The 24,822-nt window shown below is 53.3% G+C and carries 23 protein-coding genes; 13 read left to right on the top strand and 10 right to left on the bottom strand.

Annotated elements, in window-relative coordinates:
* Positions 1-330 precede the first annotated feature (330 nt).
* Together brnQ and proY are read left to right on the top strand one after the other, a co-directional pair.
* Positions 331-1,650: a branched-chain amino acid transport system II carrier protein gene (brnQ, locus tag ACO0U8_RS06080; RefSeq protein WP_056770977.1), complete on the top strand. Its 1,320-nt coding sequence runs from the start codon at positions 331-333 to the stop codon at positions 1,648-1,650.
* Between the two features lie 148 nt (positions 1,651-1,798).
* A complete protein-coding gene (gene proY / locus ACO0U8_RS06075; protein WP_136374656.1) occupies positions 1,799-3,217 on the top strand; it encodes a proline-specific permease ProY in 1,419 nt (472 codons plus the stop codon).
* Between the two features lie 70 nt (positions 3,218-3,287).
* Here proY and ggt read toward each other — a convergent pair whose 3' ends face one another.
* The 3 genes from ggt to ACO0U8_RS06060 form a co-directional block, all read right to left on the bottom strand.
* Complete coding sequence (gene ggt / locus ACO0U8_RS06070; RefSeq protein WP_421670453.1) at positions 3,288-5,039, bottom strand: gamma-glutamyltransferase; 1,752 nt, start codon at positions 5,037-5,039, stop codon at positions 3,288-3,290.
* 266 nt (positions 5,040-5,305) lie between these two features.
* Complete coding sequence (locus tag ACO0U8_RS06065) at positions 5,306-5,908, bottom strand: peroxiredoxin C (RefSeq protein ID WP_013576674.1); 603 nt, start codon at positions 5,906-5,908, stop codon at positions 5,306-5,308.
* A 223-nt stretch (positions 5,909-6,131) separates the two neighbouring features.
* Positions 6,132-6,713: an ACP phosphodiesterase gene (locus ACO0U8_RS06060; protein ID WP_056770986.1), complete on the bottom strand. Its 582-nt coding sequence runs from the start codon at positions 6,711-6,713 to the stop codon at positions 6,132-6,134.
* A gap of 132 nt (positions 6,714-6,845) precedes the next feature.
* Here ACO0U8_RS06060 and queA point away from each other — a divergent pair, with 132 nt between their 5' ends.
* From queA to secF, 5 genes are all read left to right on the top strand, one after another.
* Positions 6,846-7,916 (top strand): tRNA preQ1(34) S-adenosylmethionine ribosyltransferase-isomerase QueA, encoded by a 1,071-nt coding sequence (queA, locus tag ACO0U8_RS06055; RefSeq protein WP_056770988.1) that lies wholly within the window; start codon positions 6,846-6,848, stop codon positions 7,914-7,916.
* Between the two features lie 111 nt (positions 7,917-8,027).
* On the top strand, positions 8,028-9,152 hold the full coding sequence (tgt, locus tag ACO0U8_RS06050; RefSeq protein ID WP_056770989.1) for a tRNA guanosine(34) transglycosylase Tgt: 1,125 nt from the start codon (positions 8,028-8,030) through the stop codon (positions 9,150-9,152).
* A gap of 166 nt (positions 9,153-9,318) precedes the next feature.
* Positions 9,319-9,651, top strand: coding sequence for a preprotein translocase subunit YajC (gene yajC, locus ACO0U8_RS06045; protein WP_056770992.1), 333 nt, complete (start codon positions 9,319-9,321; stop codon positions 9,649-9,651).
* 27 nt (positions 9,652-9,678) lie between these two features.
* Positions 9,679-11,526 (top strand): protein translocase subunit SecD, encoded by a 1,848-nt coding sequence (secD, locus tag ACO0U8_RS06040; protein ID WP_072158037.1) that lies wholly within the window; start codon positions 9,679-9,681, stop codon positions 11,524-11,526.
* Between the two features lie 10 nt (positions 11,527-11,536).
* Positions 11,537-12,508, top strand: a complete 972-nt coding sequence (gene secF, locus ACO0U8_RS06035; RefSeq protein ID WP_056770996.1) for a protein translocase subunit SecF — start codon at positions 11,537-11,539, stop codon at positions 12,506-12,508.
* Between the two features lie 67 nt (positions 12,509-12,575).
* Here the strand turns inward: secF and ACO0U8_RS06030 are convergent, their stop codons facing one another.
* Entirely contained in the window at positions 12,576-13,142 is a 567-nt protein-coding gene (locus ACO0U8_RS06030) for a DUF3251 domain-containing protein (RefSeq protein ID WP_421670452.1), read from the bottom strand.
* A 158-nt stretch (positions 13,143-13,300) separates the two neighbouring features.
* On the opposite strand from ACO0U8_RS06030, the gene nrdR reads away from it, so the two are divergent.
* From nrdR to thiL, 5 genes are all read left to right on the top strand, one after another.
* Positions 13,301-13,750, top strand: a complete 450-nt coding sequence (gene nrdR / locus ACO0U8_RS06025) for a transcriptional regulator NrdR (protein WP_056771003.1) — start codon at positions 13,301-13,303, stop codon at positions 13,748-13,750.
* Positions 13,751-13,759: 9 nt separating this feature from the next.
* On the top strand, positions 13,760-14,908 hold the full coding sequence (ribD, locus tag ACO0U8_RS06020; protein WP_421670451.1) for a bifunctional diaminohydroxyphosphoribosylaminopyrimidine deaminase/5-amino-6-(5-phosphoribosylamino)uracil reductase RibD: 1,149 nt from the start codon (positions 13,760-13,762) through the stop codon (positions 14,906-14,908).
* A 126-nt stretch (positions 14,909-15,034) separates the two neighbouring features.
* Positions 15,035-15,505, top strand: coding sequence for a 6,7-dimethyl-8-ribityllumazine synthase (gene ribE, locus ACO0U8_RS06015; protein ID WP_056771010.1), 471 nt, complete (start codon positions 15,035-15,037; stop codon positions 15,503-15,505).
* 20 nt (positions 15,506-15,525) lie between these two features.
* Entirely contained in the window at positions 15,526-15,939 is a 414-nt protein-coding gene (gene nusB / locus ACO0U8_RS06010; protein ID WP_013576663.1) for a transcription antitermination factor NusB, read from the top strand.
* 164 nt (positions 15,940-16,103) lie between these two features.
* On the top strand, positions 16,104-17,075 hold the full coding sequence (gene thiL, locus ACO0U8_RS06005; protein ID WP_122096015.1) for a thiamine-phosphate kinase: 972 nt from the start codon (positions 16,104-16,106) through the stop codon (positions 17,073-17,075).
* 96 nt (positions 17,076-17,171) lie between these two features.
* On the opposite strand, the gene ACO0U8_RS06000 is transcribed toward thiL, so the two are convergent.
* The 4 genes from ACO0U8_RS06000 to xseB all read right to left on the bottom strand — a co-directional run bounded on the left by ACO0U8_RS06000 (position 17,172) and on the right by xseB (position 21,356).
* A complete protein-coding gene (locus tag ACO0U8_RS06000; protein ID WP_122096014.1) occupies positions 17,172-18,146 on the bottom strand; it encodes an aldo/keto reductase in 975 nt (324 codons plus the stop codon).
* Positions 18,147-18,295: 149 nt separating this feature from the next.
* Entirely contained in the window at positions 18,296-20,158 is a 1,863-nt protein-coding gene (gene dxs / locus ACO0U8_RS05995; RefSeq protein ID WP_056771021.1) for a 1-deoxy-D-xylulose-5-phosphate synthase, read from the bottom strand.
* Between the two features lie 19 nt (positions 20,159-20,177).
* On the bottom strand, positions 20,178-21,107 hold the full coding sequence (gene ispA / locus ACO0U8_RS05990) for a (2E,6E)-farnesyl diphosphate synthase (protein ID WP_056771026.1): 930 nt from the start codon (positions 21,105-21,107) through the stop codon (positions 20,178-20,180).
* 6 nt (positions 21,108-21,113) lie between these two features.
* Positions 21,114-21,356: an exodeoxyribonuclease VII small subunit gene (gene xseB, locus ACO0U8_RS05985; protein WP_056771029.1), complete on the bottom strand. Its 243-nt coding sequence runs from the start codon at positions 21,354-21,356 to the stop codon at positions 21,114-21,116.
* A 290-nt stretch (positions 21,357-21,646) separates the two neighbouring features.
* On the opposite strand from xseB, the gene thiI reads away from it, so the two are divergent.
* A complete protein-coding gene (gene thiI, locus ACO0U8_RS05980) occupies positions 21,647-23,095 on the top strand; it encodes a tRNA uracil 4-sulfurtransferase ThiI (protein ID WP_056771033.1) in 1,449 nt (482 codons plus the stop codon).
* A gap of 67 nt (positions 23,096-23,162) precedes the next feature.
* On the opposite strand, the gene yajL is transcribed toward thiI, so the two are convergent.
* On the bottom strand, positions 23,163-23,771 hold the full coding sequence (gene yajL / locus ACO0U8_RS05975; RefSeq protein ID WP_122096012.1) for a protein deglycase YajL: 609 nt from the start codon (positions 23,769-23,771) through the stop codon (positions 23,163-23,165).
* Positions 23,734-24,645, bottom strand: coding sequence for a 2-dehydropantoate 2-reductase (gene panE / locus ACO0U8_RS05970; protein ID WP_056771038.1), 912 nt, complete (start codon positions 24,643-24,645; stop codon positions 23,734-23,736). The genes yajL and panE overlap by 38 nt, the downstream gene beginning before the upstream one ends.
* Between the last annotated feature and the right edge of the window lie 177 nt (positions 24,646-24,822).

Raw genomic sequence — 24,822 nt, 5'->3', positions numbered from 1 at the left:
TACTTCGTTCAAAAATCATACATATCATATTGCGTGTTTGCGGCTGTATTTAGTGATAATCGCTGCTCTCAAGCATTAATCTGGTTGAAGACTCTGCTTTTTGGATCTCGGCTTGCCTTTCTGCGCTATAAACGTTTACCTTAGCCCCCGCTGTCGCTCGATACTCCCTGCATAACAACGTAATCATCTGCATATCATCAGGCGTTTTAGGCTCCTTCCGGCTTCATTTTGGTGCTCTCTGGCTTTGTTCGCCATTCATCCTTCTGACCGAGCAGCACGACGACAGCAACGGACACTTTATTCATTTGAACAGGCAACACGACACCAATCATGAGTACTCGTTTAACAAATAAAGATATTCTGGCGTTAGGTTTCATGACCTTCGCTTTATTCGTCGGGGCCGGAAATATTATTTTCCCGCCAATGGTTGGCCTGCAGGCCGGTCCTGAAGTCTGGTGGGCTGCTGCCGGGTTTATGATCACAGCCGTCGGCCTCCCGGTGATGACCGTCATTGCCCTGGCGCGTGTCGGGGGCGGTGTTGACGCCCTGAGCTCACCGATTGGCCGTGGTGCCGGTATTTTGCTGGCCACCGTCTGCTATCTGGCCGTGGGCCCGCTGTTTGCTACGCCACGCACCGCGACCGTCTCCTTTGAAGTGGGGATCGCGCCGATGACCGGTGACGGCCCGCTGCCTCTGCTGATTTATAGCGTGATTTATTTTGCGCTGGTGATCGGCATTTCCCTGTATCCGGGCCGTCTGCTCGATACCGTCGGGCATTTCCTCGCGCCGTTGAAAATGGTTGCACTGGCTGCGCTGGGCGTTGCAGCACTGCTGTGGCCAGCCGGGCAGACAATGCCTGCGGTCGATGCTTATCAAACGGTTCCCTTCTCAAGTGGCTTCGTAAACGGGTATCTGACGATGGATACGCTGGGAGCGCTGGTGTTCGGGATTGTGATCGTTAATGCCGCCCGTTCACGCGGTGTGTCTGATGCTAAGTTGCTGACCCGTTACACTATTCTGGCAGGGTTGATCGCCGGTTTAGGTCTGGTGCTGGTCTATCTCAGCCTGTTCAAACTTGGCGAAAACAGTGCATCACTGGTGCCTGGCGCGACTAACGGCGCGGTGATCCTGCATGCTTATGTGGCGCATACCTTTGGTGGCGTCGGCAGCTTCTTCCTCGGCGCGCTGATTTTCATCGCCTGTATGGTGACGGCGGTTGGCCTGACCTGCGCCTGTGCGGAGTTCTTTGCTCAGTACCTGCCGCTGTCTTATAAAACACTGGTGTTCATTCTGGGTCTGTTCTCCATGCTGGTGTCCAACCTCGGCCTGAGCCATCTGATTCAGATTTCAATTCCGGTGCTGACGGCCATTTACCCGCCATGTATCGCGCTGGTGGTCTTGAGCTTCACCCTGCGCTGGTGGAATAATACGACGCGCATCGTGGCGCCGGTCATGCTGGTCAGTCTGGTGTTCGGTATTGTTGATGGCATCAAAACCTCGGCCTTTGCTGATATCATGCCTGCCTGGACTGCGAACCTGCCACTGGCTGCACAAGGTCTTGCCTGGTTACCGCCGTCAGTATTAATGCTGGTACTGGTGGGGATCTATGACAAAATCAGTGGCCCGCGCAGCGTCACGGCGCATCAATAATTATCGGGTGAAGGTTCCACAGTAGTTGAGTGAATTGTTCGCCAATCAGGCCACGGAAACCATTTCCGTGGCTTTTTCATTGGCAGGGTGCAGGTGTTTTTTTGAATTGGCATTGTGATTTTTAAAATACAGAGACGGGTTAAGGTACATGCAAGAATCAGCTGAACAACCAACCGGGCAGCCAGAAGCGCCGGGCACGAAGCTAAAACGCGGTCTGACAACGCGTCATATTCGCTTTATGGCATTGGGATCAGCCATCGGAACCGGGCTGTTTTATGGATCGGCGGATGCCATCAAACTGGCAGGGCCCAGCGTATTGCTGGCATATCTGGTCGGCGGCATCATCGCCTTTATCATCATGCGCGCACTCGGCGAAATGTCGGTGCATAACCCGCAAAGCGGTTCGTTCTCACGCTATGCCCAGGACTACCTCGGGCCAATGGCGGGCTATATCACTGGCTGGACCTACTGTTTCGAAATCCTCATTGTGGCGATCGCCGACGTTACCGCCTTCGGCATATATATGGGCGTCTGGTTCCCGGATGTGCCGCAGTGGACGTGGGTGCTCAGCGTCGTACTGATCATCGGCGCCATCAATTTAGTCAGTGTGAAGGTGTTCGGCGAGCTGGAGTTCTGGTTCTCCTTCTTCAAAGTGCTGACGATTATCATCATGATCGTGGCGGGTTTTGGCATTATCTTCTGGGGCATCGGCAACGGCGGCCAGGCAACAGGTATCCATAATTTGTGGAGCCACGGCGGATTCTTCAGCCAGGGCATCATGGGGACTATCCTGTCGTTACAGCTGGTGATGTTCGCTTATGGCGGTATTGAAATCATTGGTATTACGGCCGGTGAAGCGGAAGATCCGAAGAAGTCGATTCCGAAAGCCATTAACTCGGTTCCGCTGCGTATTCTGGTGTTTTACGTGGGTACTCTGTTTGTCATCATGTCGATTTTCCCGTGGAATCAGATCGGTACGCAGGGGAGTCCGTTTGTACTGACATTCCAGCATATGGGGATCACTGCCGCGGCGGGTATTCTGAACTTCGTGGTGATCACTGCGTCGTTGTCGGCTATCAACAGCGATGTGTTTGGCGTGGGCCGTATGTTGCACGGAATGGCAAAGCAGGGGCAGGCGCCTAAAATGTTCAGCAAAGTGTCGCGTCTGGGCACACCGTGGGTCACGGTGCTGGTGATGATGGCCGCGTTGCTGATTGCTGTTTACCTCAACTACATCATGCCTTCGAATGTGTTTTTGGTGATCGCGTCTCTGGCGACATTTGCGACCGTCTGGGTGTGGATAATGATCCTGTTCTCGCAGATTGGTTTTCGTCGCAAGCTGAGCAAGCAGCAGGTTAAAGAGCTCGAGTTCCCGCTGCGTGGCGGCGTGTATACCTCGGTGTTCGGTATTATCTTCCTGGTGTTTATCATCGGCCTGATTGGTTACTTCCCGGATACCCGCGTGTCGCTTTACGTCGGTATGGTGTGGGTTGCCGCCCTGCTGATTGGGTATGCCTTCAAGCTGCGTAATGACCGCAAGAAGCAGGCAGTGGCACTGAGTAAGTAAGCAAGCACTTACCTTTCGGTAAAAAAAAGCCCCCGATATCTTCAAGGTATCGGGGGCTTTTTGTTGTCAGTTAATAGCCGATGGCCGCGCCTGCTGGCCGCCGCACATCATTCGCGCCATAGAGATAACCTTCGCGAACCTTGCCTGATACCGCCGAGTCATTACCCGAAGTGGCAGAGGTGACACCTGCCGCCCCCGGTAACCCCACCATAATCAACTCCGTCGCGCCCCACGGCGTCTGTTCCACCATTTTATAGCCCATCTTTTGCAGGATGTTCAGGCTGTCAGGAGAAACACCGCGCTGCTCGTAATACACTTCGTCCGGCAGCCATTGGTGGTGAATACGTGGTGCGTTCACGGCTTCCTGCGGTGCCATGCCGTGGTCGATGACATTGAGCGCGGACTGCAACGTAATGGTGATGATGCGTGAACCGCCCGGCGATCCCAGAACCATAAAGATTTTACCGTCTTTAGTCACCAGACTCGGGCTCATCGACGATAGTGGGCGCTTACCGGGGGCGATAGAATTTTTAACGCCCTGGACCAGACCGAAGAGATTCTTCTCACCGACTTTTACCGTGAAATCATCCATTTCGTCGTTGAGGAAAAAACCGGTGCCGGGCGCGATCACCACAGAACCAAACAGACCGTTGATGGTGTAGGTGGTGGAGACGGCGTTACCCATTTTATCGACGATGGAATAGTGCGTCGTTTCCGGTTTTTCGTGCGGTTCCATGCCCGGCTGAACGGAAGTCGATGGGGTGGCTTTATCCGCTTCTATCTTTTTACGGATTTCTTCGGCGTAACTTTTGCTGATCAGACGATCGACAGGATTTTTTACAAACGCCGGATCGCCGAGGTAAGTATTACGATCCATATAAGCATGACGCATGGCTTCGGTCATGACGTGAATCGACGCCGCTGAATTGAAGCCCATGCTTTTCAGATCATAGCCTTCCACAATGTTGAGGATTTCGCACATCGTGACGCCGCCGGAGCTTGGCGGTGGCGCAGACACGAATTTATAGCCACGATAGCTGCATGAAACCGGCGTGTCTTCGGTGACTTTATAATTTGCGAAATCTGCCGCCGTCAGGATGCCGCCGCCTTTTTTAGAGGCAGCTTCGACCGCCTGCGGGATTTTTCCTTTATAGAAAGCGTCCGGGCCATTTTTCGAAATGGCTTCCAGCGTGTTGGCTAAGTCGGTTTGCACCAGTTTATCGCCGGGCTGCAACGCGCTGCCATCTTTGCGCAGGAAGATGCGCGCTGCTTCAGGATCCTCTTTGAAGCGGTCAACCTTGGTGTCGAGAATATCGGTATCGGCGCGGGTCAGTTCGAAACCCTGACGTGCGAGTTTAATGGCCGGTGCCATGACCTGCTGACGTGTCAGCGTCCCGTATTCCTTCTGGACTGTATCCATGCCCAATACCGTGCCCGGTACGCCAGCGGCCAGATAGCCGTAAAGGCTTGCGCCTTTTTTCACATTCCCGTCGGCATCCAGGTACATATTGGCGCTGGCGGCCGCTGGTGCCATTTCACGGAAGTTAATAAAAGTGTCTTTTCCGTCGGCCAGATGCACCGTCATGAAGCCACCGCCGCCAATGTTGCCACAACATGGGTTGACGACGGCCTGCGCGTAGCCGACAGCCACGGCGGCATCAATGGCGTTACCGCCCATTTTCAAAATATCGACGCCGACCTGAGAGGCCAGATATTGCGAGGTGACGACCATCCCGTTTTTGGCTTCCACCGCAGGACTGGACGCGGCGTACAGCGGCAGGCTGGTCAGCATGGTGAGTGCGATGAGTGATTTCCGTAACATATAGGCTCCTGTTTTAACCCTGTCTTTTAAGTCATAACCTTCAGGTTATTGTGTGATATCACTTTTTTTATGACGACTGTGTTCCGTTCGTCTGAGGAAATGATGCAAAGCGCACGCCATTGTGAACGAAACATGTCGTTTTCAGCGTAGACGTAAAAGAGGAGCGTAAGGAAAGGAAGGGGAAAAAATGTGATCCCGCCGGACGGCAGGCATAAAAAAACGGCCAGCAAAGCTGACCGTTATTGAACGTGAAATCCGTGAAGGGATTACAGGTTTGACGCGTTTTCAGACAGGTATTTAGCCACGCCATCCGGAGATGCGCCCATGCCTTTTTTGCCTTTTTCCCACTGAGCCGGGCACACTTCGCCGTGCTCTTCGTGGAATTGCAGCGCGTCAACCATACGCAGCATTTCGTCGATGTTACGACCCAGTGGCAGATCGTTCACTACCTGGTGACGTACAACGCCTTCTTTGTCGATCAGGAAGGAACCGCGCAGTGCAACGCCAGCGTCCGGATGTTCGATACCGTAAGCTTTCTGAATTTCGCGTTTGATGTCAGCAACCATCGCGTACTTAACAGGACCGATGCCGCCTTTCTCAACAGGGGTGTTACGCCATGCGTTGTGAACGAACTCGGAGTCGAAGGATACGCCTACTACTTCTACGCCACGATTCTGGAATTCTTCGTAACGGTGATCAAACGCGATCAGTTCAGAAGGGCAGACGAAAGTGAAGTCCATTGGCCAGAAGAAGATAACAGTTGGTTTGCCTGCAGTGTGTTTTTTGAAGTTGAAGTTTTCAACTACTTCGCCGCTACCAAGTACTGCTGCTGCGGTGAAGTCAGGGGCTGGGCGAGTTACCAGAACCATAATATTACTCCTTATGAAACCCAAAAGGGCGTCGTAGGTGAGAGGAAAGGGTGAACAAAACGACTGCCAGTATAGGGGCAAGCCCGAAGTGAATAAACCCCATCGCGCCAATCAATCAGATAGCATCCGGCTATCAGTTTTTGAAGTATGTCCCATCGTTCTTTAACAACAGACACTTAATTGCAAAATATTGTGTTCATTCTCACAAATTCAACGCGGTTTGTCAGATTTGCCGGTCTTTCGCCTGTTGCATCATGACCGGATAAAACTGCCAGAAAAGCTGTTCGAGGGCGTCGTAATTCAGTTCGATATCATGGAATGAGCCGGTCAGTGCACTGAGCTTTGGCCGACGGCTGGCCATGCCGCGTAATACGTCGCCTATAAAAGGCAGCGCGGCATAACGTTCCATCCAGCGTTCCGGCCACAGATAAGCATTCAGATTCCGGAAACGCTCTGGCATTTCAGGCAACTGCGGTTCAATTTCCTGCTGACAGTCGTCAAGAAAGTCTTCCAGGGATTGCTGCGGATGAATGCTGGCCCAATGGCGGGAGAGAAAATGGTCCCACACGACGTCCAGAGTGATGGGTGATACGCGGCGAAAATCATCACGAAAATAACTGCGCGCAATTCTGACTTCCGGCAGGGAATCGGTGAGGGTATCGACGCGGCGGTGCATGCGGATCCCGCTGACGATGTCATCGGAATATTGCCCCTCAGGGTTGCCGCGAACGAAGTCCGCCAGCAGATTGCCTAACAGGGAGCTGTCGGCCAGAGAGGCCAGATGGAGGTGAGCTAAAAAATTCATTGGCCGAGTATAACGCAGTAAATGTGATCCCTGACAGGGTGGCCGCCTTTATTCGCGCAGAAGCTTGCAGGGGATGCCTCGTCCCACTAGACTAAGCCGCCTGTTTTTGTCGTTAAAGTGAAGTGAAAAACCATGCGTGTTGCCGATTTTTCTTTTGAACTCCCTGAATCCCTGATTGCCCGCTATCCGCAAACCCAGCGCAGCGGCTGTCGTTTGTTGTCTCTGGACGGGCCGGGCGGTGAGTTAACGCACGGCGTGTTCACCGATATTCTCGATAAAATCCTGCCTGGCGATTTGCTGGTATTTAACAATACCCGTGTGATCCCGGCCCGCGTGTTTGGCCGTAAGGTCAGCGGCGGCAAGATTGAAGTGCTGGTCGAGCGGGTGCTCGATTCGCACCGCGTTCTGGCGCACGTTCGCGCGTCCAAATCCCCTAAACCGGGGGCAGAATTGCTGCTCGGTGATAAAGAAGACATTAAAGCCACTATGGTGGCCCGTCACGATACGCTGTTTGAGCTGGAATTTAATGAAGATCGTGATGTCTTTACTCTGCTCAACGAAATCGGCCATATGCCGCTGCCGCCGTATATCGACCGCCCTGATGAAGATGCCGACCGCGAGCTGTATCAGACCGTCTACAGCGAACGTCCGGGTGCTGTCGCCGCGCCGACCGCCGGTTTGCATTTCGATGAGCCGCTGATGGATGCGCTGAAAGCCAAAGGCGTGGAGTTCGCTTTTGTGACGCTGCACGTAGGCGCGGGCACCTTCCAGCCGGTGCGCGTGGACACTATCGAAGACCACATTATGCACGCCGAGTATGCTGAAGTGCCGCAGGACGTGGTCGATGCCGTGCTGGCGTGTAAAGCGCGCGGTAATAAAGTCGTGGCCGTGGGCACCACCTCTGTGCGTTCGCTGGAAAGTGCCGCGAAAGCCAGCGAAGATGCGCTGATTGCGCCATTCTTCGGCGATACTAAGATCTTCATCTATCCGGGTTATCACTATCAGGTGATTGATTCCCTGATCACTAACTTCCATCTGCCTGAATCGACGTTGATCATGCTGGTGTCGGCGTTTGCCGGTTATAAAAATACGATGAATGCCTACCATCAGGCTGTCGCAGAGCAGTACCGTTTCTTCAGTTATGGTGATGCAATGTTCATCAACCGTAACCCGCTGGCGCCGCAGGAAGTGGTCGGCCAGTAACGTTTTTGTAACTACCCGCCCGGACGCACTCGGTGTATCCGGGCTTTCTTTTCCGGGCGTCATGCCACGGACTTAACCTCATCAGACTGTTTCTCTGATGCTGGAGGCAATGTGAAGTACGAATTAAGCACTACCGATGGCCGCGCACGTCGCGGACGTCTGGTCTTTGAACGTGGCGTGGTCGAAACCCCGGCATTTATGCCAGTGGGCACTTACGGCACCGTAAAAGGCATGACCCCGGAAGAAGTTAAAGATACCGGCGCGCAAATCCTGCTGGGCAACACTTTCCACCTGTGGCTGCGCCCGGGTCAGGAAATCATGAAACTGCATGGCGATCTGCACGATTTCATGAACTGGCACGGCCCGATCCTCACCGATTCCGGCGGCTTTCAGGTGTTCAGCCTGGGGGCGATGCGTAAAATCAAAGAAGAGGGTGTGCATTTCCGCAATCCGATCAACGGCGATCCGGTCTTCCTGAGCCCGGAAAAATCCATGGAGATCCAATACGATCTCGGTTCTGACATCGTGATGATCTTCGACGAATGTACGCCGTATCCTGCTGACTGGGATTACGCAAAACGCTCCATGGAGATGTCTTTGCGCTGGGCAAAACGCAGCCGCGATCGCTTCAACGAATTGAATAATAAGAATGCTTTGTTCGGGATTATTCAGGGCAGCGTTTACGAAGATTTACGAGATGTATCATTAAAAGGGCTGGTAGATATCGGCTTTGATGGTTACGCTGTGGGCGGTTTGGCGGTAGGCGAGCCGAAAGAGGACATGCACCGTATCCTTGAGCACGTTTGCCCGCAAATCCCGGAAGACAAACCTCGTTATCTGATGGGCGTCGGTAAACCGGAAGATTTGGTGGAAGGCGTGCGTCGCGGTGTGGATATGTTTGACTGTGTTATGCCAACGCGTAACGCCCGTAACGGTCACTTATTTGTCACCGATGGCATCGTCAAAATCCGAAATGCCAAGTATAAATCTGATACGACAACGCTGGATGAACACTGTGATTGCTACACATGTCGCAATTATAGCCGCGCCTACTTGCATCATCTCGACCGTTGCAACGAAATTCTGGGTGCCCGTTTGAATACCATCCACAATTTGCGCTATTACCAGCGTTTGATGGCCGGTTTACGCCAGGCTATTGAAGAGGGTAAATTAGAGCTCTTTGTGACAGACTTCTACGAGCGTAAAGGCAAACCGGTTCCGCCTTTAAACTTCTGATTTCTTAGTCGTGTCGGCATCTCCGAAAGGCGGTGCCGATTTTATCATTTGTTGAGCCGTCATAATGGGGTATTGTGCGAGACGTTTCATCGCCAGACTCCATTTTGGAAATACGGTTTTTTTTACAACAACTATTTTGCTTCACAACAACAATGAGGGAATTTAAATGAGTCTTTTCATTTCCGATGCTGTCGCAGCTTCCGGCGCACCGTCACAGGGAAGTCCTTACTCTCTGGTTATTATGCTGGTGGTTTTTGGTCTGATTTTCTATTTCATGATCCTGCGCCCGCAGCAGAAACGTTCTAAAGAACACAAAAAACTGATGGATTCCATCGGTAAAGGTGACGAAGTGATGACCACCGGTGGCCTGATCGGTCGCGTAACGAAAGTGGCTGAAACTGGCTATGTCGTCATCGCACTGAACGACACTAACGAAGTGATGATCAAGCGTGACTTCGTGGCAGCTGTCCTGCCAAAAGGCACGATGAAGTCTATCTAATTTTCGATTTTCCCGAAGGGAACTGCCGTGTTAAACCGTTATCCTGCGTGGAAGTATCTGATGCTGATCGTTGTGGTCATCGTCGGGCTGCTTTATGCACTTCCCAACCTTTATGGTGAGGATCCGGCTGTTCAAATCACTGGTGCTCGGGGTTCCGACGCCAGTGAAGCAACGCTGGACCAAGTCCGTAACGTATTAGATCAAAGCAAAATCCAGATCAAATCAGTTGCTCTGGAGAATGGCGCTATTCTTGCCCGTTTCAAAGACACGGATGTACAGCTTCGTGCACGTGAAGCGCTGACTGAAGCGCTGGGCGACAAGTTTGTTATTGCACTTAACCTGGCACCGGCAACGCCGCGCTGGTTGAGCATGCTGGGCGCCGAGCCGATGAAGCTGGGCCTCGACTTACGTGGTGGTGTGCACTTCCTGATGGAAGTGGATATGGATACTGCGCTGAGTAAGCTGCAAGAGCAGACGATGGACAACATGCGCAGCGATCTGCGCGACAAGAATATTCCTTATGCCACGGTGCGTAAGCTCGACAACTATGGCGTTGAAGTGCGTTTTCGTGATGCTGCCACCCGCGATTCTGCGGTCAGCTACCTGAGCCCACGTCACCGCGATTTAGTGATCACCAACAGCGGCGATAACGCCATTCGCGTGGTGATGACTGATGCTCGCATGAATGAAGCCCGCGAGTATGCCGTTCAGCAAAACATCACCATCCTGCGTAACCGTGTAAACCAACTGGGTGTGGCCGAGCCGCTGGTACAACGTCAGGGTTCTGACCGTATCGTCGTTGAGCTGCCGGGTATTCAGGATACGGCGCGTGCGAAAGAAATTCTGGGCGCCACGGCGACACTGGAATTCCGTCTGGTGAATACCAATGTGGATGCCACTGCTGCAGCGTCTGGCCGCGTGCCGGGTGACAGCGAAGTGAAAAATACCCGTGAAGGCCGCCCGGTTGTCTTGTACAAACGCGTGATCCTGACCGGTGACCATATCACTGACTCCACATCCAGCATGGATGAGTACAATCAGCCGCAGGTTAACATCTCTCTCGACAGCGCTGGCGGTAACGCCATGTCTAACTTCACTAAGGATAACATCGGTAAACCGATGGCTACCCTGTTCGTGGAGTACAAAGACAGCGGTAAGAAAGATGCCAATGGCCGTTCAATTCTGGCGAAACAAGAAGAAGTTATTAACGTGGCGACGATTCAGTCACGTCTGGGTAACAGCTTCCGTATCACCGGTGTAAACGATCCGAATGAAGCCCGTCAGCTGTCTCTGCTGCTGCGCGCCGGTGCGTTGATCGCGCCAATCCAGATTGTTGAAGAACGTACCATCGGCCCGACCTTAGGGATGGAAAATATCAAGCAAGGTCTGGAAGCCTGTCTGGCAGGACTTGTGGTCTCAATTATCTTCATGCTGTTCTTCTATAAGAAGTTCGGTCTGATTGCGACCTCTGCGCTGATTGCTAACCTGGTGCTTATTGTTGGGATCATGTCTCTGATACCTGGGGCAACACTCACGATGCCGGGTATTGCGGGTATCGTATTAACCCTTGCCGTAGCGGTGGATGCCAACGTACTGATCAACGAACGTATTAAGGAAGAACTTAGTAACGGACGTTCAGTGCAGCAGGCCATTGATGAAGGTTACAAAGGCGCGTTCAGCTCCATCTTTGATGCCAACGTCACGACGCTAATCAAGGTCATCATCCTGTATGCCGTCGGCACCGGGGCAATTAAAGGCTTTGCGATTACAACCGGTATTGGTGTAGCGACGTCAATGTTTACCGCAATCGTCGGTACTCGTGCCCTCGTAAATCTGTTGTACGGCGGCAAGCGCATCAAAAAGCTGTCTATCTGAGGAGTGCGTTGTGGCACAGGAATATACTGTTGAACAATTAAACCACGGCCGTAGAGTCTATGACTTTATGCGCTGGGATTACTGGGCTTTCGGTATCTCTGGTTTCCTGTTGATCCTTTCTATCGCCATTATCGGTGTGAAAGGTTTTAACTGGGGTCTGGATTTCACCGGCGGTACGGTTATTGAAATCTCGCTGGAAAAACCTGCGGATTTGGACATGATGCGTGCTTCGCTTGAGAAATCAGGCTTTGCAGAACCGCTGGTACAGAATTTTGGTAGCAGCCGCGACATCATGGTTCGTATGCCACCGACTAAGGGTGAAACAGGCGGCCAGGAACTGGGTGCTAAAGTTCTTAGCGTGATTAACGAAACGACCAGCCAGAATGCCCAGGTGAAACGTATCGAGTTCGTTGGCCCAAGTGTAGGGGCTGATTTGGCGCAAAATGGTGCGATGGCGCTGTTAGTGGCATTGATCGCAATCCTGGTTTACGTCGGTTTCCGCTTCGAGTGGCGTCTGGCAGCAGGTGTTGTTATCGCGCTTGCTCACGACGTTGTGATCACCATGGGCGTGCTCTCGTTGTTCCATATCGAGGTTGACCTGACCATCGTTGCTTCACTGATGTCGGTTATCGGTTACTCGCTTAACGACAGCATCGTCGTATCGGACCGTATTCGTGAGAACTTCCGCAAGATCCGTCGCGGGACATCTTACGAAATCTTTAACGTGTCGTTGACCCAGACGTTGCACAGAACATTGATCACATCCGGTACCACGTTAGTCGTGATCCTGATGCTGTATTTGTTTGGTGGTGCATTGCTGCGTGGTTTCTCACTGACCATGTTGATTGGTGTTTCAATCGGTACGGCTTCATCGATATATGTTGCTTCGGCGCTGGCCCTGAAACTGGGTATGAAGCGTGAACACATGTTGCAGCAAAAAGTGGAAAAAGAAGGTGCAGATCAGCCTTCGATTCTGCCTTAATCTGCTGATGGTTCAGTGATCAAAAAACCCCGCGCTGCGGGGTTTTTTTTGCCTGAAATTCGGGATGTTATGGCTGAACGGGTGCGGCAGAAGGCGGTACGGTGGCGACAATATTGTGCAGATGGACAAAGCCCAGCGTTTCCATCGTGACCTGACTGAATTTCACCTCGAAGGTTTTCAACGGTCCGGGCAGCAAATCCGCTTCCACGTTGATGTTTTGGGTTTGCATATCGACGGTCAGCGGTTTGCCGGTGACCGGATCCAGCTGGCCCCAGCTCAGTGACGCGGTAAATGGCGGCAGCGGATTGCCGGCATCGTTTTTCACTTCTAACACCGCTTGTAAACCGCTGGCATCCGGTGCCACGCGCAGCAATGTCACGGTCAGCTCACCCAGATCACTTTTCAGCAGGGCAGGGCTCTTAGCCGCAGGCAGCAAATAGACGCCATTGCTGGACTGCCGGTTCAGCGTGGTTTGCTGTTCAAGTGCGACCGCCAAATCGGTCAGCCGTTGCAGTTTCTGATTCAGCTGACCCACTTCCGATTTCAATTCCGGCAGCTGTGGATTTTGCTGCGCGCAGCCCTGCAGGCTCAGCAACGTGGCGCCGATAAGCCAAAGGCGGGGGTGTTTCGTCATATCAGAGATTTCCTTTCTTCTGCCCGATGCAACATCCGTCCGGGCACTAATAGAGAGCCTAAGTTTAACCCGATGTCGATGAAAGTAGCGACAGCCTTTGTTGTCTGCACACTTCGGGTTAAACTGATGTCCAATTGAGTTCGCGATCAGGAAGTGCTATGCATTGCCCATTTTGTGCTGCTGTTGATACTAAAGTGATTGATTCCCGCCTGGTGGGTGACGGATCGCAGGTTCGCCGTCGCCGTCAGTGCCTGGTGTGCCATGAACGTTTCACCACTTTTGAAGTGGCGGAACTGGTGATGCCGCGTGTCATTAAAAGCAATGAAGTCCGCGAACCCTTTAACGAAGATAAATTACGCGGCGGCTTACTGAAAGCGCTGGAAAAACGGCCGGTCAGTTCTGACGATGTTGAAACCGCCATCAGCCACATTAAGTCGCAGCTGCGCGCCACCGGCGAGCGTGAAATTCCCGCTAAGATGATCGGCAATCTGGTAATGGATGCCCTGAAAGGGCTGGATAAAGTGGCCTACATTCGTTTCGCATCGGTCTATCGCAGCTTTGAAGATATTCGTGAATTTGGTGAAGAGATCGCCCGTCTTCAGGATTAAGGAAAACTGATGTTCCCCGAACAGCCTGCTGCACCACAATCTGCTGAATTACCCTCCGATGAACGCTTTATGGCGCGCGCTTTCGAGCTGGCGCGTCGCGGGCGTTTCACCACCACACCGAATCCCAACGTCGGTTGTGTCATTGTCTCCGGGGGTGACATCGTCGGTGAAGGCTACCATTTGCGTGCCGGTGAGCCTCATGCCGAAGTCCATGCGCTGCGCATGGCCGGTGAAAAAGCCAGAGGCGCGACGGCCTATGTGACACTCGAACCGTGCAGCCATCATGGCCGCACGCCGCCTTGTGCCGATGCTTTACTGGCGGCAGGCATCACCCGGGTTGTGGCAGCGATGCAGGATCCTAATCCGGAAGTTGCCGGGCGAGGGTTATACCGTCTGAAGCAAAATGGCGTGGATGTCAGCCATGGGCTGATGCATTCGCAGGCGGAAGCCGTCAATCTCGGCTTTCTGAAACGCATGCGCACCGGTTTCCCTTACGTACAACTGAAAATGGGCGCATCGCTGGATGGCCGGACAGCGATGGCCTCAGGCGAAAGTCAGTGGATCACCTCGGCGGCGGCGCGCGCTGACGTGCAGCGTTTTCGCGCAGAAAGCTCAGCGGTTCTGAGCACCAGCGCCACGGTGCTGGCCGATAATCCCTCGCTGAATGTGCGCTGGCGCGAACTGGGCAGTGATGTGCAGGCCGTTTACCCTGAGCAGAGCCTTCGCCAGCCGCTGAGAATTATCCTCGACAGCCAGAACCGCGTGACGCCACAGCATCAGCTGGTGAATTTACCCGGCGACGTTCTGCTGGCCCGTCTTGAAAAAGATCAGCTGGCCTGGCCTGATTCCGTTGAACAATGGTGCGTTCCGGGACGCGAAAATCGCATCGATCTGGTTCTGCTTATGATGCAACTGGCGAAACGTCAGGTAAATTCCATCTGGGTGGAAGCCGGTGCTCAACTTGCCGGGGCCTTATTACAAGCGGGTCTGGTTGATGAATTAATCGTTTATATGGCACCTAAGTTATTGGGTGATAATGGCCGCGCACTGTGCGAACTGCCCGGATTGCAGCATCTGAAAGATGCGCCGGAATTCGTTTTCAGTGATGTCCGGCAGATTGGCCCGGATCTGCGTTTACGTCTGAAGCCGGTGTACTGAGCATTTTACTCCTCCTCTGTTTGCACGGGTTTGAAAAGCCCGTGTCCAGACAGGGTAATTTTATGATAGAATCCGCCCCCCTGCGGCTGGGGTTGAGAAACTCCTGAACCCACTTTAAGGAAAACTATGAACGTTATTGAAGGTGTTGTAGCCACGCCTAACGCGCGCGTAGCGATCGCGATTGCTCGTTTTAACAATTTCATCAACGACAGCCTGCTTTCCGGTGCTATTGATGCGTTGAAACGTATTGGTCAGGTCAGCGATGACAACATCACCGTAGTCTGGGTCCCGGGCGCATACGAATTGCCTCTGGCAACCCGTGCTCTGGCTGAAAGCGGAAAGTACGACGCCGTTGTTGCGCTCGGTACAGTGATCCGCGGGGGCACAGCCCACTTTGAATTCGTCGCGGGCGAATGCAGCTCTGGCCTGTCCAGCGTTGCCATGAACAGCGAAATCCCGGTTGCCTTTGGTGTGCTGACGACAGAAAGCATCGAACAAGCCATTGAACGCGCAGGGACAAAAGCCGGTAACAAGGGTGCAGAAGCTGCACTGACCGCGCTTGAAATGATTAATGTTATCAAGGCTATTAAGGCCTGAATCTAGTTAAGGGGAAATCCGTGAAACCTGCTGCTCGTCGCCGCGCCCGTGAATGTGCCGTTCAGGCGCTTTACTCCTGGCAGTTGTCGAAAAATGACATCGCCGATGTTGAATTAGAATTCCTGACCGAGCAGGATGTCAAAGATGTAGACATTGCCTATTTCCGCGAACTGCTGGCTGGTGTAGCAAACAGTGCAGAGAAACTCGATGCATTGATGGCGCCATACCTGTCACGTCAGCTGGATGAATTAGGCCAGGTGGAAAGAGCGATCTTGCGTCTGGCTCTGTTTGAGCTGAGCAAGCGCCAGGATGTCCCTTATAAAGTGGCCATCAATGAAGCGATCGAACTGGCGAAAACCTTCGGCGCTGAAGACAGTCACAAATTTGTGAACGGTGTGCTGGACAAAGCGGGCCCGCATATTCGCAAGAAATAATGTCAGCAAGGGTCAGCCCGACGGATAAATGATCACACTCATTTTCACCCGATTGCTGTCTTCGTTGATACTCTGGTGATGTCACCTCGCTTATCCTTTGTGTGACACCCTTCTTAAGGCCGGTTTTCCGGCCTTAAGTCATTCTAACGATTTGGAATTGTATTATGGCATCCGGCGAATTTGACGTAATCAATCGCTACTTTAACCGGTTCAGAACCGCCAGACAGGATGTTCAGTTAGGCATTGGTGATGATTGTGCCTTACTGACGGTTGGCGAAAAACAACTCCTCGCCGTCAGCACTGATACGCTGGTCGAAGGCATCCATTTCCTGAAAACCATTTCTCCGGCCGATCTCGGCTACAAAGCGCTGGCGGTGAATCTCAGTGATTTAGCGGCAATGGGCGCGGATCCTGCCTGGGTTTCTCTCGCGCTGACGCTGCCCGAGGTCAATGCTGACTGGCTACAGTCTTTCAGTGACAGCTTGTTCGAACAACTCAATTACTACGGTATGCAACTGATTGGCGGTGATACCACCCGCGGTCCGTTGAGCATGACGTTAACCATTCAGGGGCTGGTGCCGGTCGGTCGCGCATTGACGCGTTCTGGTGCCGGTGTGGGCGACTGGATTTTCGTGACAGGTACGCTGGGCGACAGTGCCGCGGGTCTGGCCGTTGTGCTGGAACAGCTGAACATCACTGATGATAAAACGCGTGAGTTCCTGCTCAAACGCCATCTGCGGCCATCGCCTCGCGTTCTGCAAGGTCAGGCATTGCGTGATCTGGCGACGTCGGCTATCGATCTCTCCGACGGGCTGATTTCCGATTTGAAGCACATTCTGAAAGCCAGTGATTGCGGCGCGCGCCTGGATCTGGATGCCATTCCGTTCTCTGATGCCATGAAGTCACTCGGCGATCCGGAACAGGCACTGAAATGGGCACTGACCGGCGGCGAAGATTACGAACTGTGCTTCACCGTGCCGGAAATCAATCGCGGCGCGGTGGACGCGGCGCTGAGTCATCTTGGCGTTGATTTTACCTGCATCGGCCAGATTGCTCCCCTTTCCGAAGGCCTCAAACTGATGCGGGCCGGTTCACCGGTGCAACTGGAATGGCAGGGTTTCGACCATTTTGCCTGAGCCGATGTTCTGACGGTGTGTAAGAAGTAAAAAAGGCGCTGCATGTTGATTCTGCAGCGCCTTTTCTGTTTTTAACCTGAGAGGGTTTCGCCCGTTTTACTCAAATCCGACAGCCTGATGCGGCACATAAGCCATTTCAAGTTCGGCGATTTCTTCAATCGACAGTTTGATGTTCAGCGCAGCAATCGCATCGTCGAGATGGGCAGGGCGGGAAGCGCCGATGATAGGGGCGGTGATCACATGTTTGCTGAGGATCCACGCCAGCGCGATCTGCGCGCGCGGAACACCGTGATCTTCCGCGATTTTACCCACACGTTCGGCTATTTTACCGTCGGCTTCATCCGTGGCATCGTACAGCGTGTTGGCAAAACTGTCAGACACCGAACGGGCGGTGGTTTCTCCCCATGGGCGCGTAAGCTTACCGCGCGCCAGCGGACTCCACGGCAGAACCGCGATGTTTTCTTCCAGACACAACGGGTACATTTCCTTCTCTTCTTCACGCTGGATCAGGTTGTACTGATCCTGCATCGAGACGAAGCGCGCCCAGCCATTTTGCTGCGAAACATCCAGCGCCTGCTTAAACTGGTGGGCATGCATGGAAGAAGCCCCGATAAAACGCGCCTTTCCGGCTTTCACCACGTCATTGAGTGCTTCAAGCGTTTCCTCAATTGGCGTGTTGTAATCCCAGCGGTGGATTTGTAGCAGATCGACATACTCCATGCCGAGGCGGCGCAGACTGTCGTCGATAGATTGCATAATCGACGCGCGGGACAATCCGCCTTCCAGGCCGGTAATCGGATAAAACACTTTGGTGGCGACGACGATCTGGTCGCGTTTCGCGAAGTCTTTCAGCGCCCGCCCGACGATCTCTTCGCTGCTGCCATCGGAATAGCTGTTGGCGGTGTCAAAAAAGTTAATGCCTGCATCCAGCGCCTGTTTAATGATTGGGCGACTGCTTTCTTCAGGTAAGGTCCAGGCATGTCTGCCGCGATCCGGTTCGCCATACGTCATACAACCCAGACACAGTTGCGATATTTTCAGACCGGTTTTTCCCAACGTGGTGTATTGCATTGCATCTCTCCGTAAAAGCCTGCGTGATAACCGGCAGGCGTTAAAAAATGATTAGCATGCTTAACTGTAGCTCACAGAATGGCGGGATTGGGGAAGACAGGAAGATGTGGGGAAAGAAACCCCTCTTTCAGGCGAAAGAGGGGAAATGATCAGGCCAGCCAGTCGGTGATTTGACGGTCAATACCTTCGGCATCGAGCCCGACATCATGACGGATTTCGTCTTGTGTACCCTGTGGCACAAAGTGGTCCGCCAGACCGATATTCAATACCGGCACTAACATGCGTTTTGCCATCAGCAGCTCATTCACACCGCTGCCTGCGCCACCCATGATGGCGTTTTCTTCCAGCGTCACCAGCACTTCATGGCTTGCCGCCAGTTCGAGAATCAGTGCTTCGTCGAGCGGTTTAACAAAGCGCATATCCACGACGGTGGCATTACGTTTTTCAGCCGCTTCCAGCGCATCCGGCAGTAACGTACCAAAGTTCAGGATCGCCACTTTTTCACCTTCGCGACGCACAACACCTTTGCCTAACGGCAGGGATGCCAGCGGTTCGCAGGTTGCACCGGTGCCGCTGCCGCGCGGGTAACGCACGGCCACCGGGCCGCTGTTGTGATGATAGCCGGTATGCAACATCTGGCGGCATTCGTTTTCATCGCTTGGCGTCATGATGATCATATTCGGAATGCAGCGCAGGAATGACAGGTCAAATGCGCCCTGATGTGTCTGGCCGTCGGCGCCGACGATACCGCCGCGATCGATAGCAAACAGCACCGGAAGATTTTGGATCGCCACATCGTGGATCACCTGATCGTAAGCCCGTTGCAGGAAAGTCGAGTAGATCGCCACGATCGGTTTGTAGCCGCCAATCGCCAGCCCTGCGGCAAACGTCACGGCATGCTGTTCGGCGATGGCAACGTCGAAATACTGCTGCGGATACTCCCGGGAGAAGCGCACCATGCCGGAGCCTTCACGCATTGCAGGCGTCACGGCCATCAGTTTGCTGTCTTTGGCGGCAGTCTCACACAGCCAGTCGCCAAAGATTTTTGAATACGTTGGCAGGCCTTCTTTGCCTTTAGGCAAAATGCCGGAAGCCGGATCGAATTTTGGCACCGCGTGCCAGCCAATTGGATCTTTCTCGGCCGGCGCGTAGCCTTTGCCTTTTTTCGTCATGATGTGCAGCAACTGCGGACCTTTCAGATCGCGCATGTTTTTCAGCGTTTGCACCAGCGCCACCACGTCGTGACCGTCCACCGGCCCGATATAGTTAAAGCCCAACTCTTCAAACAGCGTGCCCGGCACCATCATGCCTTTCAGATGTTCTTCGGTACGGCGCACCAGTTCTTTGATCGGCGGGATGCCGGAAAGGACTTTCTTGCCGCCTTCGCGCAGATGCGAATACAACTTACCCGACAACAATTGCGCGAGATGATTATTCAGCGCGCCGACGTTTTCTGAAATCGACATTTCATTGTCGTTAAGGATCACCAGCATATCGGGCTTAATATCACCGGCGTGGTTCATGGCTTCGAATGCCATACCGGCGGTGATTGCGCCGTCACCAATCACGCAGACGGTGCGACGGTTTTTACCTTCGCGTTCGGCGGCAACGGCCATGCCCAAACCGGCGCTGATGGAGGTCGAGGAATGTCCGACGGAAAGCGTGTCGTATTCGCTTTCACCGCGCCACGGAAACGGATGCAAACCGCCTTTCTGACGGATGGTGGAAATACGGTCACGGCGTCCGGTAAGAATTTTGTGAGGATAGGCCTGATGGCCGACATCCCAGACGACGTGATCAAACGGCGTGTTGTAGACATAATGCATGGCGACGGTCAGTTCAACCGTTCCCAGACCGGACGCGAAGTGCCCGCTGGACTGGCTGACGCTGGCCAGTAAATACTGGCGCAGTTCGTCGCAGAGCCTGGGCAGGCTCTCTTTAGGAAGTGAACGGAGATCTTCAGGATTCTCCGCCAGCGCCAGTGTCGGGTATTTGGCTAATTCAAGACTCATCAGTTGCTCATAGTAAGTATTAATTATCGCGCTCAATAACGAAGCTGGCTAACGCGAGAAGTGGCGCTGTGTTGTAAGAAAGCGCAGCGAGCTGGTCCAGTGCGGAAACGGCTTCCTGATACAGGTCCATGGCCTTGGCCTTTGCGCCGTCGAGCCCCAGCAGGGCAGGGTAAGTGCTTTTACCGAGTTGTTGATCTGCGCCCTGGCGTTTACCCAGCGTGGCGGTATCCCCGATGACATCAAGGATGTCGTCCTGAACCTGAAACGCCAGGCCAATCGCCTGTGCATAGGTATCCAGTATAGGCAATACGGCGCGTCCGGTGTCACCGGCGGCCAGAGCACCCATGCGCACCGCGGCGCGGATCAGCGCACCGGTTTTATGACGGTGTATTTTTTCCAGAGCGTCGAGGCTTATCTGTTGGCCTTCTGCGGCCAGATCCAGTGCTTGTCCGCCACACATGCCGCTGGCACCGCTGGCGCCAGCCAGCTCGGACACCATCGACAAACGATCTTTGACTGCTACGTCCGCCATTTCCCCGTCGGTTAAGACAGAGAACGCCAGCGTTTGCAGGGCATCGCCTGCCAGAATGGCATTGGCTTCGCCAAACTTGATGTGGCAGGTTGGCTGGCCACGACGCAGATCGTCGTCGTCCATTGCGGGCAGGTCGTCATGGATCAGCGAATAGGCGTGGATGCATTCGACCGCAGCAGCGGGCGCATCAAGATTTTTCAAATCCAGCCCGAATAGCTGACCGGTGGCATACACCAGATAAGGTCGCATCCGTTTGCCGCCGAGCAGTGCACCGTAGCGCATGGCTTCAACCAGCGGTAAATCAGCCAGCGGCAGGGCGTCAATGTAAGCGGTCAGTACGCCATCCACGCGTTGTTGCATCGCGCGAAGTTCACGTGAAAACTCGCCAGCCGGAGAAAGAGAAATCGCTTCAGACATAAACCGTTACTCTGCTTCCGGTGTGAAAGGTGTCAGCGGTGCATCTTCATCGCTGTCGAGCAGAATTTGTACACGCTGTTCGGCCTGTTGCAGCTTTTGCTGTCCCTGACGCGCCAGCTGGACGCCTTGCTCGAATTCATTCAGCGCCTCTTCTAAAGGCAATTCGCCTGATTCGAGGCGTGAAACGATCTGTTCCAGGTCGGCCAGAGCAGTTTCGAAATTGGCGGGTGGTGCAGATTTTTTCGGCATAATTCTCTTTCAATATCGTTGATCAGAATCGATGACCAGAGTGCTGAGACGGCAGGGTCGGCTCTCAGCTCCGGGAGACATTCCCGTTAAGCATGGCACTGCTGTTTGGTTTTGCGCGCAGAATATCCATTAAAAGTGATATACTCTGCGCCGCTGAGTTTATTGCTAAGCCCAATGTGGCACAAAACTTATGTTTCACAAACAAACATAAGGCTTAGCAATAATAGGATCCTAGATCCTTATTCAGCGACTTACTACCCCGTTTTTTAACCTGCTAACAAAAGACTGCCATGAAGTTTATCATTAAATTGTTCCCTGAAATCACCATCAAGAGCCAATCTGTGCGTTTGCGCTTCATTAAGATCCTCTCAAGCAGCATTCGCAACATTGTGCGACCGCATGATGAGACACTGGCAGTCGTTCGCCACTGGGATCATATCGAAGTTCGCAGCAAAGACGAAAGTAAACACGATCTTATCCAGGAATTGCTTTGCCGCATTCCGGGTATCCGCTATGTCGAAGAAGTGGAAGACCGCCCTTACACAGACGTTCACAATATTTTTGAACAGGCACTCGAAGCCTATCGTTCTGAAGTCGAAGGCAAAACTTTCTGCGTCCGTGTTAAACGTCGCGGCAAGCATGATTTCAGCTCCGGCGACGTAGAACGTTACGTGGGCGGCGGCCTGAACCAACACATCGAATCGGCGCGTGTGAACCTGACCTCGCCGGAAGTGACGGTGAAACTGGAAATTAACGACGATAAACTGGTGCTGGTGAAAAACCGTCTCGAAGGTCAGGGCGGTTATCCTATCGGTACGCAGGAAGACGTGATGTCACTCATTTCCGGCGGTTTCGACTCCGGCGTATCCAGTTATATGCTGATGCGTCGTGGCTGTCGTGTGCATTATTGCTTCTTTAACCTTGGCGGCGCGGCGCATGAAATCGGCGTGAAACAGGTGGCTCATTACCTGTGGAATCGTTTTGGCAGCTCGCACCGCGTGCGTTTTATCGCTATTGATTTTGAGCCGGTGGTCGGTGAGATCCTCGAAAAAATCGAAGACGGCCAGATGGGCGTCGTGCTGAAACGAATGATGGTGCGCGCAGCGTCTTCTATCGCGGAGCGTTATGGCGTTCAGGCGCTGGTGACCGGTGAAGCGCTGGGACAGGTTTCCAGCCAGACGCTGACCAACCTGCGTTTGATCGACAACGTTTCTGATACCCTGATCCTGCGTCCGCTGATTTCGCACGATAAAGAACACATCATCAAGATTGCCCGCGAAATTGGTACTGAAGATTTCGCCAAAACCATGCCGGAATATTGCGGTGTGATTTCAAAAAGCCCGACGGTTAAGGCGGTCAAAGCCAAAATCGAAGCGGAAGAGGCGATGTTCAATTTTGCTATCCTCGATAAAGTGGTCAGTGAAGCGCGTAACTGTGACATCCGTGAAATTGCTGAGCAGGCTGCTCAGGAAGTGCCGGAAGTGGAAACCGTCGCTGAGTTTGTTTCCACGGATATCGTGCTGGACGTTCGCGCCCCGGATGAAGTGGATGCTGATCCGCTGGCGCTGGAAAATGTCGAAGTGAAGGCGCTGGCGTTCTATAAACTGGCGACGCAGTTTGGCGATTTGGATCAGAGCAAAACCTATTTGCTGTATTGCGATCGCGGCGTGATGAGCCGTTTACAGGCGCTGTATCTGAAAGAACAGGGCTTTAATAATGTGAAAGTGTATCGTCCCTAGTTCAGCATTCCCGATGTAAAAAAGGGGTTCAGCATGGCTGAGCCCCTTTTTGTTTGCCACTATCCGATCAGGATTCCCGGGCGCCTTCGTCGGTGTAATTATACATTCCCGGTGACAGCACCAGCTGCGCGGCGATTTCAGCTGCTTTGGTTTTCCCCAGCAGCAGATCGATAATCTTCAGGGCAAATTCCATCGATGTGCCCGGCCCTTGGCTGGTCAGCAGATTGACACGTGGATCGAAAATTACCCGGCGATCTGACCATTTTATCGGATCAATTTTATCCCGCAGACCGGGGAAACCGGTCATGTTGCCGACAGGGAACAGATCGTGATATTCCAGAACCAGCGCGGGCGCCGCGCAGATCGCTGCCACAATGTTTCCGCTGATGTGCATCTGACGAACTTTCTCCACCAGCAGCGGGCTTTCGCTGAAACAGGTCGCACCGCCGAGGCCACCCGGCAGAACGATCGCGTCAAAATCGTCGTCTGCGACGTCTACCAGCGCAACGTCGGCCAAAATTCTTACCCCGCGTGAGCAGCGGATTTCCAGACTGCCGTCGCCCGCCACGCTGGCGGTTGTTACGTTAATTCCCGCACGAACCAGCAAATCAATGGTGGTTACCGCTTCAATCTCTTCGCTACCAGGTGCCAGGCAGACCAGAACTGATGCGCTCATAGTCGTTTTCCTTTCTTTTAATGTGTTCAAATATCCGGGTGTTTACAGGCAGGCTCAGCCCATGTTTGCGACCACGGCGCAGCACGTAACCGGTAATGTAATCAATTTCGGTGTGACGCTGATGCTGTATATCCTGCAACATCGAGGAGTGATTGGCCGCCGTGGTGTCGATCACCTGATAAACAAAACTCAGTAACGACTCGCTGTGGATCTCATAACCTTCGATCGCCATGACCTGCGCCACTTCCTGACAGATTTGCTCGATCTGTTGAGGATAACCGATCAAATCGCCGTTGGTGCATTCATGCAGCGCCGTCAGCGGATTGATCACGCAGTTGACTGCCAGCTTATTCCACAGTGATGGCCTGATATTATCGTGCCAGGCGACGTCGGGCAGGGCGTCATGTAACGTATCTGCCAGTGAACTCAGCGCTGCACCGCGCGGCGTCACCGGGCCGATGTGCGTCGTTCCCGCTGCAACGTGCATAATCGCATTGCCTTCGTGCCGGGCTGCATGCGTGGTGGCACCCTGTAAAATAGCGAAACGATTGGCGGGCAATTCATCCACCGTCCCCATGCCGTTGTGCAACAACAGCAGGGTACAATTATCATTGAGCATCGGCATCAGTGCACTGACCGCGCCGGAAACCTGCCAGGCTTTCAGCGTTACCAGCAGCAGTTCGCTTTGTGCCAGATGCTGCGGATCGTTGGTGGGCATATTGCGGTTAAACGCCGTGCCATCAGGAGAAATGACGTTTACTGCGCAGAAAGGTTGAGGAATGCGGATCCACCCCTGAACGTCGTGACCTTGCTGATAAAGCGCTGATAGCCAAAGTTGTCCCAGTGCACCGCAACCTAATACTGTTATTTTCATTGTGCCTCCTGGGTGATGCGGCGAAATACGCCGTGGTAATCGGTTGTTGAAAGAATATTCTGCTGTCCGGTTATCTTATTAGTATAGACATTCGTGCTGTAGATCACATTTTCACCTGCACTTTTTGACCATCGGGGCATTTTATGTTCGGTGCTGTGCTGTCGTTTGGCATCGACG

Source organism: Rahnella sp. EDr1-12 (assembly GCF_049206505.1).
Lineage (GTDB): Bacteria > Pseudomonadota > Gammaproteobacteria > Enterobacterales > Enterobacteriaceae > Rahnella > Rahnella rivi.
Note: the sequence above shows the minus strand (reverse complement) of the source record. Positions and strands in the feature narration are given on the sequence as shown.

What these genes read in the sequence shown, in the direction of transcription:
- brnQ (WP_056770977.1), top strand. Translation starts at nt 331, where the DNA reads ATGAGTACTCGTTTAACAAATAAAGATATTCTGGCGTTAGGTTTCATG.
- proY (WP_136374656.1), top strand. Translation starts at nt 1,799, where the DNA reads ATGCAAGAATCAGCTGAACAACCAACCGGGCAGCCAGAAGCGCCGGGC.
- ggt (WP_421670453.1), bottom strand. Translation starts at nt 5,039, where the DNA reads ATGTTACGGAAATCACTCATCGCACTCACCATGCTGACCAGCCTGCCG.
- ACO0U8_RS06065 (WP_013576674.1), bottom strand. Translation starts at nt 5,908, where the DNA reads ATGGTTCTGGTAACTCGCCCAGCCCCTGACTTCACCGCAGCAGCAGTA.
- ACO0U8_RS06060 (WP_056770986.1), bottom strand. Translation starts at nt 6,713, where the DNA reads ATGAATTTTTTAGCTCACCTCCATCTGGCCTCTCTGGCCGACAGCTCC.
- queA (WP_056770988.1), top strand. Translation starts at nt 6,846, where the DNA reads ATGCGTGTTGCCGATTTTTCTTTTGAACTCCCTGAATCCCTGATTGCC.
- yajC (WP_056770992.1), top strand. Translation starts at nt 9,319, where the DNA reads ATGAGTCTTTTCATTTCCGATGCTGTCGCAGCTTCCGGCGCACCGTCA.
- ACO0U8_RS06030 (WP_421670452.1), bottom strand. Translation starts at nt 13,142, where the DNA reads ATGACGAAACACCCCCGCCTTTGGCTTATCGGCGCCACGTTGCTGAGC.
- nrdR (WP_056771003.1), top strand. Translation starts at nt 13,301, where the DNA reads ATGCATTGCCCATTTTGTGCTGCTGTTGATACTAAAGTGATTGATTCC.
- ribD (WP_421670451.1), top strand. Translation starts at nt 13,760, where the DNA reads ATGTTCCCCGAACAGCCTGCTGCACCACAATCTGCTGAATTACCCTCC.
- ribE (WP_056771010.1), top strand. Translation starts at nt 15,035, where the DNA reads ATGAACGTTATTGAAGGTGTTGTAGCCACGCCTAACGCGCGCGTAGCG.
- thiL (WP_122096015.1), top strand. Translation starts at nt 16,104, where the DNA reads ATGGCATCCGGCGAATTTGACGTAATCAATCGCTACTTTAACCGGTTC.
- ACO0U8_RS06000 (WP_122096014.1), bottom strand. Translation starts at nt 18,146, where the DNA reads ATGCAATACACCACGTTGGGAAAAACCGGTCTGAAAATATCGCAACTG.
- dxs (WP_056771021.1), bottom strand. Translation starts at nt 20,158, where the DNA reads ATGAGTCTTGAATTAGCCAAATACCCGACACTGGCGCTGGCGGAGAAT.
- ispA (WP_056771026.1), bottom strand. Translation starts at nt 21,107, where the DNA reads ATGTCTGAAGCGATTTCTCTTTCTCCGGCTGGCGAGTTTTCACGTGAA.
- xseB (WP_056771029.1), bottom strand. Translation starts at nt 21,356, where the DNA reads ATGCCGAAAAAATCTGCACCACCCGCCAATTTCGAAACTGCTCTGGCC.
- thiI (WP_056771033.1), top strand. Translation starts at nt 21,647, where the DNA reads ATGAAGTTTATCATTAAATTGTTCCCTGAAATCACCATCAAGAGCCAA.
- yajL (WP_122096012.1), bottom strand. Translation starts at nt 23,771, where the DNA reads ATGAGCGCATCAGTTCTGGTCTGCCTGGCACCTGGTAGCGAAGAGATT.
- panE (WP_056771038.1), bottom strand. Translation starts at nt 24,645, where the DNA reads ATGAAAATAACAGTATTAGGTTGCGGTGCACTGGGACAACTTTGGCTA.